Below are 7,725 nucleotides of genomic sequence, written 5' to 3'. Positions count from 1 at the left end.
CGCGCTTTAGGTACCAGATTCTGCGACCGATTTTCATCACCTCTTCCAAGGTATAGTCGAATCCGGTCACATGGTTCAGCATGGCCACGGCCTGGGTTGCATTGAGGGGGGCAGCGCCCAGATTACAAAAGATGGCGCAATTGGAAAAAAACATGCCGTAGTCCTGGCAGGCCACATTTAATCGGGCCCGTCCTTGACTGCCCTCGGGTAGATCCTCGGCCAACTCGGGCAGTTCCGGAATATACATGGCACCGCCTTCGACCTCATAAACCAGGCTCGCCTCGTGGCAGGCACCCCGGGGGGATATGCCATAGGCCAGCCCGAAGCCGTGCGCGTTTCTGGGGTCATGCATGGGGGCTTCAAGACCTTTGACCGTAGTCAGATATTGGTCGGCGCCTTTGCCGATGTGTTCCGCGGCCTTGACGCTGCCCTTTGCAAGTATAGCACCGAAACCCTCGTTTTTGCCGATCTTTTCAGCCATGGCAACGATGGCAGCCGAGTTTCCCCAACGCAATTCGAGCCCATCGGTCTCTTGGGTGGTGAGCAAACCATTTTCAAAGCAGTCAATGGCAAATGCAATGGTTGCCCCGCAGGATATGGTATCCAGACCATAGCGATTGCAGATCTCATTGGCTTTGGCCACAGATTCGATATCGGAGTTCAAACACATAGTACCAAAGGCGGCAACGGTTTCGTATTCAGGGCCCGGTCCTTTTTTGGTTTTAAACGGCCCCTCTTTTACCTCGGCGTTTTTCTTACACGCCACCGTGCAGGCGTAACAGGTGCGTCCACCGGCATGAATCTTCTCTTCGATGGATGCCGGACCCAGCTCATCAATCTCATCCCAATCGCTCATCTGCCAGTTTTTAATGGGAATATCGCCGGCAATAATGCCGACATCCAGGTGGGCGGGAGTTCCGGCCGACTGGAGGGAGCTGATATAGATGCTATCAGCATAAACCTCTTTTAATTCCGTGCGCAACGCCTTTAATTTCCCGGGCTGAGCGATATCGATTTTGCCGCTACCGGCCACATAGATGGCCTTCAATTTTTTTGCCCCCCATACGGCCCCGAGGCCGGTACGACCGGCCGCATGTCCCTTCTTGTTGATCAGATTGGCAAACCGAACCTGTTTCTCACCTGCCGGCCCGATGGTGAGCACCTGTCCCGGTTTGGGCGATTGATCTCTAAAGTCTTTGGTCAACGCGTCGGTGGTGGCATAAACATCCTTGCCCCAATATTCGGATGCATCGCGCAGTTCAACCTCTTGATCGTTGATAAAAAGACAGACCGGCTTTTCCGCAGCTCCGGTAATAACGATCCCATCGTAACCGGCGAGCTTTAATCTGGATCCAAAATGTCCCCCCACATTGGCATCCCCCCAATATCCGGTGAGGGGTGATTTTGAACAGACCGACCATCTCGCCGTAGCATCCATCCCGCACCCGGTTAAAGGACCGGTCATCAGGATAAAGGGATTGTCGGCGGAAAGCGCTTCAAATTGGGGCTTATCCTTGATCAAATCCAGAAAGATACGGGTTCCAAATCCAAGGCCGCCGATATTTTCCCTGGCGAATGCCATATCAAGCGGTTTTACCTGGACCTGACCGTTTGTCAGATCGACATAGAGAAGATTGCCGGCATAGCCACCCATTTTGTCTGTTTCCTTTATTTGATAAAGATCTTGGCTTAGTGAATATTGTACTGGGAATATCCGTTTTCATCCAAATATTTTGGATACATGGCATAGCTCGGCTTGATGGCCGGCAATAGCTTTAAAATCTTGGGAACCGGACCTTTGGCAACCATCTGCCGACGTGTCAATGCCATGGTGAGATTGACCTTCCCGAACCAGAATTTATGGGCAATGTCGGCCTTCATGCTTAATTCAACAAGAGCTTTGGTATCTGTGTCATCCGGACGTACATCCACGGCATCACCGGAGCAATCCACAACCACCGCCAGATCCGGGTCCGAATAGATAAAACGGATGACCAATTTGGATGCCATCAATTTATCCGCAACCAGGGGCGTATCACCAAGGAGGTTAAAAAACCCGACGATAACTTCCTTAAATTTCTCATGACTCTCAAAAACACTCATGCTTGGTTCCCTCTCGTTTTAATTAATGACGTTGCAAGCTTTAATATGCGTTTTTCAGATGAACCAATATTTCTTCAGCGACTACTTCCCGAGGATTGTAGACGATCGCCCCATCTTCGGTTGCGGCTTCAGCAATGGCGGGCAAGCTCTCTTCAGGAACCCCGGCATCCTTGAGCCGCACAGCCATGGCATTCAAGGCATTCAACTGCCGGCCGAGGCGCCTAACTGCCGCTATGGCCCCACGGGCAGCTTCGTCAATCGACTTCCCGGTTACATTCTCTCCCATAACAGGCGCCAACTCGGCAAATTTTTCTTTACAGACTTCAAAATTGTATTCCATACCATGGGGCAGCAGGATGGCATTGGCCACTCCGTGGGGCACGCGGGTCAGGCCGCCCACGGCATGGGCCATGGCGTGAACGCAGCCCACCATGGAGTGCGAAAAAGAGCTGCCGGCCATATTGGCGGCAATGAGCATACCCCCCCGGGCCTCTAAGTCATCTCCTTTTTGCGTGGCCCGCACAAGATATTTAAAAATATGCCTGATGGCTGCGACCGCCAGGGCTTCGGAGTGAGGAGATGTATCCACCCCCACATAGGATTCCACGGCATGGGTGAGGGCATCCATACCGGTGGATGCCGTCAAACCGGGCGGTAGAGATTGGGTCATCACTGGGTCCAGCACCGCCAGATCCGGTAGCAGGAACTTATCTGAAAAAGCCAGTTTGGTTTTGTTGGCCACGTCGTAAATCATCGCTATCAGTGTGTTTTCACTTCCTGTGCCGGCGGTGGTTGGAATCACGATAAACGGCTTCAGGGGTTTTGTGAGCGTGGACGCCCCGGAGTAGTCCGCGACCAAGTCACCGCCCTCTGAGAAAACAAAGTTGGCTGCTTTGGTGGCATCGATGACGCTGCCGCCTCCAACGGCGATCAATCCTTCGGCACCGCTATCCGTCGCCTGACGACTGATACTTTCCACTGCTTCAACCGATGCGTCTTGGGGAACATCATAGAATTCACCTGTAATGGTGAAACCGGCCTCTTCCAGCCCGGTCTTAATCTGTTCAATTAATCCAAGGCTGCTCAGCACTTGATCAGATACAATAAAATAGTTTTTAACGCCCAACTCTTCCAATTCATGGGCAAAATCGTTTACCAAACCTTCCCCGTATATCACTTTGGTGGGGTGGTGAAATTGATAAAACTCGGGTAACATTCGTTTCTCCTTATACAAACTGATCCGGTTTAAACATCTACGCTATGCTTTCTTCTGCCGTTTCAGCCTCTCGTTCCGGCCCGACCACTCACAGGAAGAATCGTACGTCCAATCCCCCCAGATGTTTTCAACGATTTGCATCAAGAGGGGCTTTACAATTTCATCTGCCACCTTGCCGTATAAAAGATCCAGATGATTCGCCCCCTCTATGACAAAATCGACCAGCTGGCTGCATTCCGCAGTTATGTTTATTTTTCGTAAATCTCCGGGTGACTTGATGTGGTAGACTTTTTTGATCTTGTGGGGATAGTGCTTGCTGTAGCGCATATTTTCCAGCGGCACGATGTTGTCCCGGGTCCCCCAAAAATGAAATATCGGGATATTATCCGGAAACCAGGCCAAGCAATCGGAATAGTTCAGACCGCTACCGTCCATTCGTTTAAACCCCTCGCCGTTATAGATCGCTTTTAAACATTGAAACCCCAGCCCCAATGGGATCGATTCCGTGGCTTCCTTTAAATAGAGCTCTACAAAGTGCTTGTCGTTTTTATGATTTTCCGGTGAAATGAGGAAATTTAAATCACCCACATTATGCTGCCAAACAAAGCGGGAAATCTGTTTTAAGACCGGCAGTTCGGTAAATAATTTGGAAACCTCTTTTATCGGTACCTTCTGGAAACGAAATACCCTGGAAAGATGATTGAGCCACAAAGAGACCGGAAAGAAGATATGGGAATTTTTGTGGAAAAATTTAGGGGATGCCAGTGAGATGACGCACCGCACCATTTTGAGATATTTCTCGGCGGCATCCGGTGTTGGTAGGGATCTCGCCAGGATCTCCTTTTGTCCTTGATCGACAATGTCGATGTCGTCCAGCTGACGTGCCAGGGACCAGTTGAGAATCATGTTCTCCGAAACAAGGCCTCCCATACTGTGGCCCAGTAGGAAGGAGGGCTTACCGTGGCTGCGTTTATGGACAAAGCGCGTCAGGGTGGGCAGATCATAGTCGCTTATGGTGTCCACGGTGCAGAGGGGGTCAAAACGACCTGCATTGACCCCCACGCCCCTTGAATCAAAAAGATAGGCCCACACATTCTTGTCGGCGATATCTTTCGCCAGGGAATAGCGATTGTTTATGTTAAAGCAATTGCTGCTGTTGGCAAAACCCGGGACCAGAACCACGGCCGGTCGATCGTCGCCGGCAGTGACGCCCTCCATGCTGATGATTCGTCGAAAACCGATGGCGTTCCCCTCATCGGTAAAATTTCGATAGTGGACGATTTCGTAGTCACCCCGCCCGTTTTGTTCTTTTTCTTCGATTTCATTTTCAAAATAGATGGGGACCGGATTGGCCCGCACTGCTTCCCTTAGAATCAGGCGGCGTCGGCCTATTTCCGAAACACCCTTCAAGTGTTTCTTGGGGACCTTGAATCGCTTTAGGGAGAGATAGGCCAATTCATCTTCGGTGAGCAGAATGACATTTTCGGTGAGGCGCAGGCGTCCTTTTTTGAGTTCATCGTAGATGACCGCTTTGATCTCATCTCTGGGAATCTGCAAACCGGTTGCATTCAAAAACATGTGATAGAGCACCAAGGCCAATTTTTGCACGGCCCGCGTCTTGATCTCCTTCTGGCTGACGATCAGTTCTTTGGACACCGGAAGCCCCAGACTGAGCTGTCCGCGATAAAACGTGCTGTAGGCGTTATAGCTTCCGTTAATCAAATAGGCCGGTCCATCGTTCACCAAATAGCGTACCACGCTGCTGCTCAGATTCCGCCATTTCTTGAAGATCATGCTCGATTGCGCTCCTGTTCAGATTTAGCCACGTCTTGAAAATCATGCCCGATTGCGCTCCTTGATGGCCAGCTCCTTGACCCTGGCGATCTCTTCTTCGCTGTAGATGCCGTCAACCCCGGAAATGGCCGCCAGCTGCATGCCGTGTTTGAGGCCCAGGCGATAAATCTCCCGGACTTTGTCCCATTGGGGTGAAGTGCCGACAGTGAACACCTCAAAACGTCCCTCCAGGGCCAGGGTGATCGTTTCGGCCAGTCCGGCGTAGACGACGCCGGGCGGAAGGCCGATATCTTTCATCTCCACCTGATCGCCCGGCAGGCGAATTTCTCCGCCACGAATCACCAAGACATCGGGTCGTTTGGCAACGCCTTCCTTGGTGAAAATACTCGGCAGATTGATATCGGTAATCACACAGCCGGGTTTGACCTGCATGATGTCCAGCACGTCCCGGGTACCGGAACTGGCAGCCACGATCATATCCATCTCGCTCAGATTCTTGTCCGCCCGGGTGGAGACATGCAGCTTGATCGAGGGAACTTCTTTTAGGATGGACTCTTGCAGGGCCAGCAGTTTGGCGATATTGCGGCCGACCAGGTGCACCTCTTCGAAGGCCCTGGCCAATAAGTGCGAACAAATCACCCCCACCGCCCCGGTGGCGCCGATAACCATGGCTTTGGCGCGCAGCAGCTTCCCGTTTTTAAGCCGGGTCATGCCCATCTTGCGAACGGCCTCGGCCCCGGCCCACAGGGCTGAGGAGGCAAAATAGCTGTTGCCCGTAGTAATCGGCAGCACGGCGTGTTTGGCCACGTCCAGGCTGGTGTCTTTCATCGCTTTTGGGAGCAGACCGATTCCCATGATCTGGGCGCCCTTCTTTTTGGCGATCTCGGCCGCCTCCAGGATCCGTTTGGTCGTGAAATCGGGTCCGTGGGCCTGCATCTGCTCAGGCGTTACCCCAAGGGCGATCAACCATCCTTCGGCCTCCACACCGGTTTCCGAACGAATGCCGCTGACCGTGGAGTAGACAAACGGCGGCGCATAGGCCATGACCTTTTCAACCGTATCCATCATGCCCGGGGCGATGTCCGACAACACCTCGATGGGTTTGAGTTTTTTGAGGTATTCCTGGCTGGGTGGATGGATCACATAGGCGAATCGGTTGACCCGTTTGGGCTTTCCGGAAGGATAGATGATGCGTGGTTCCATTTGCATGTTGCTGATGATCTCGAGCAATTCGTCGTCGCTCTCTTCGCCCTTGGGGATATCGAATGCAACCCGCAGCATCGCTTCCAACACGCTCACGCCGGCGACATTGCTTAAGAGCTTCGGCGTGGTGTCGATGATCACGTCCACGCCCTTGTCTTTCAGGTAATCGATCCGGTCGTCATAAACCGTGGACGTGATCACCGTTTTGCCATTGAGGTCTTCGACGGTGTAAGGGTCCAGGTATTTGAAAAAACTGTGATGGGGAACCACCAGAACATGAGATTTCTGAACCGCCTGTCGCACCACATGCTCGATCATCGATCGCACCGGTTCGCTATCCGTGAGCATGCTTTTTCCGGGGACCCAGTCCAGCACATCCCGAAGGCGGCCGCTATAGCGTTCCAGCTCCTTCATCCCGTCGATCAACCGGGGGATCCCGTTTTCGAGCGAGGCGTCGGCAAATGTCAGGTTGTCGCTGTATTCCGCCATGACCCTGGCGATGGTGCGACTCGATCTCCCGGAGAAAAAAAATACGCGGGCATTGTTGAAATAGTTATTGCCAAGCTTGAACTGGATATGACGCAACGACCATTCGTGGCCCACCAGTCGAAGCATGTCGCCGGATGTCACGGGGGTCTCCAGTTTGGATCCGAGTTTTAAAAGCCGGGCCAAATCATTTTTTAAAGCGCGCTTCTGACCCAAGGATTGGGCTGAACGAATGCCGCCCAAGGCGATGGCATCGGCCTTTTTGTTCCACTTAAGCAGCAGGTCGGAGGCTTTGTCCACATCGCCGTCGGTTCCCAGGCGCTGGACGTGAAACGTTTGCTTTAAAAAGCCGGTTTCGAATTCATTGTCGTCTAAACTGGGTCCCAAACTGATTTGGATGATATGCTTCACATGAACCTCCGCTAACTGGCGATTTGTTGATTTCTGGCTTCCAGGGCAAGCTTTTTCACCTGGGCGATATCATCATCCGAAAACACACCGTTGACGCCGGAAACGGCGGCCAGTTTCATGCCGTGCTTGAGGCCGAGTTTGTAGATTTCTTTCACCTTTTCCCACTCGATGTCCCGGCCAATGGTAAAGATCTCAAAGCGACCCTCCAAGGTCAAGACGATCGTTTCGGCCAGGCAGGCATAGACCACTTTGTCGGGCAGTCCGATATTTCTCAACTCCGGGTTGCCGGGCAATTCAATTTCTCCCGATTCGATCACCAGTACGTCCGGACGTTTGGCCACATCCTCCGGGGAGAGGTCCAACGGACGGGCCACGTCCGTGATGATGCAGCCCGGCTTGACCTTGGTGATATCCAGAACCTTCTTGCCCGCACCTGAAGTGGCCGTGACGATCACATCCATGTCGGCCAGATATTTATTGGGGCGGGTGGTCACGGTCAGCCGGACATCCGG

The 7,725-nt window shown here is 52.6% G+C and carries 6 protein-coding genes; all 6 read right to left on the bottom strand.

What is annotated here, in order from left to right; all coding sequences use genetic code 11:
- Nucleotides 1-1,654, bottom strand: a 1,654-nt coding sequence (locus tag QNK41_RS21595; RefSeq protein ID WP_319261502.1) for an aldehyde ferredoxin oxidoreductase family protein, incomplete at its 3' end; no start/stop codon positions are given.
- Nucleotides 1,655-1,689: 35 nt separating this feature from the next.
- Nucleotides 1,690-2,103 (bottom strand): SCP2 sterol-binding domain-containing protein, encoded by a 414-nt coding sequence (locus QNK41_RS21590; protein WP_319261499.1) that lies wholly within the window; start codon nt 2,101-2,103, stop codon nt 1,690-1,692.
- 40 nt (nt 2,104-2,143) lie between these two features.
- The gene (locus tag QNK41_RS21585; protein WP_319261496.1) at nt 2,144-3,319 is read right to left on the bottom strand and encodes an iron-containing alcohol dehydrogenase; all 1,176 of its coding nucleotides are present in this window, start codon (nt 3,317-3,319) and stop codon (nt 2,144-2,146) included.
- 42 nt (nt 3,320-3,361) lie between these two features.
- Nucleotides 3,362-5,113: an alpha/beta fold hydrolase gene (locus QNK41_RS21580; protein ID WP_319261493.1), complete on the bottom strand. Its 1,752-nt coding sequence runs from the start codon at nt 5,111-5,113 to the stop codon at nt 3,362-3,364.
- A 42-nt stretch (nt 5,114-5,155) separates the two neighbouring features.
- Nucleotides 5,156-7,213, bottom strand: a complete 2,058-nt coding sequence (locus QNK41_RS21575; protein ID WP_319261490.1) for a hypothetical protein — start codon at nt 7,211-7,213, stop codon at nt 5,156-5,158.
- An 11-nt stretch (nt 7,214-7,224) separates the two neighbouring features.
- On the bottom strand, nt 7,225-7,725 hold a 501-nt coding region (locus QNK41_RS21570), incomplete at its 5' end, for a hypothetical protein (protein ID WP_319261488.1).

This window comes from Desulfosarcina sp. (assembly GCF_033791525.1).
Classification (GTDB): Bacteria; Desulfobacterota; Desulfobacteria; order Desulfobacterales; family Desulfosarcinaceae; genus Desulfosarcina.
Note: the sequence above shows the minus strand (reverse complement) of the source record. Positions and strands in the feature narration are given on the sequence as shown.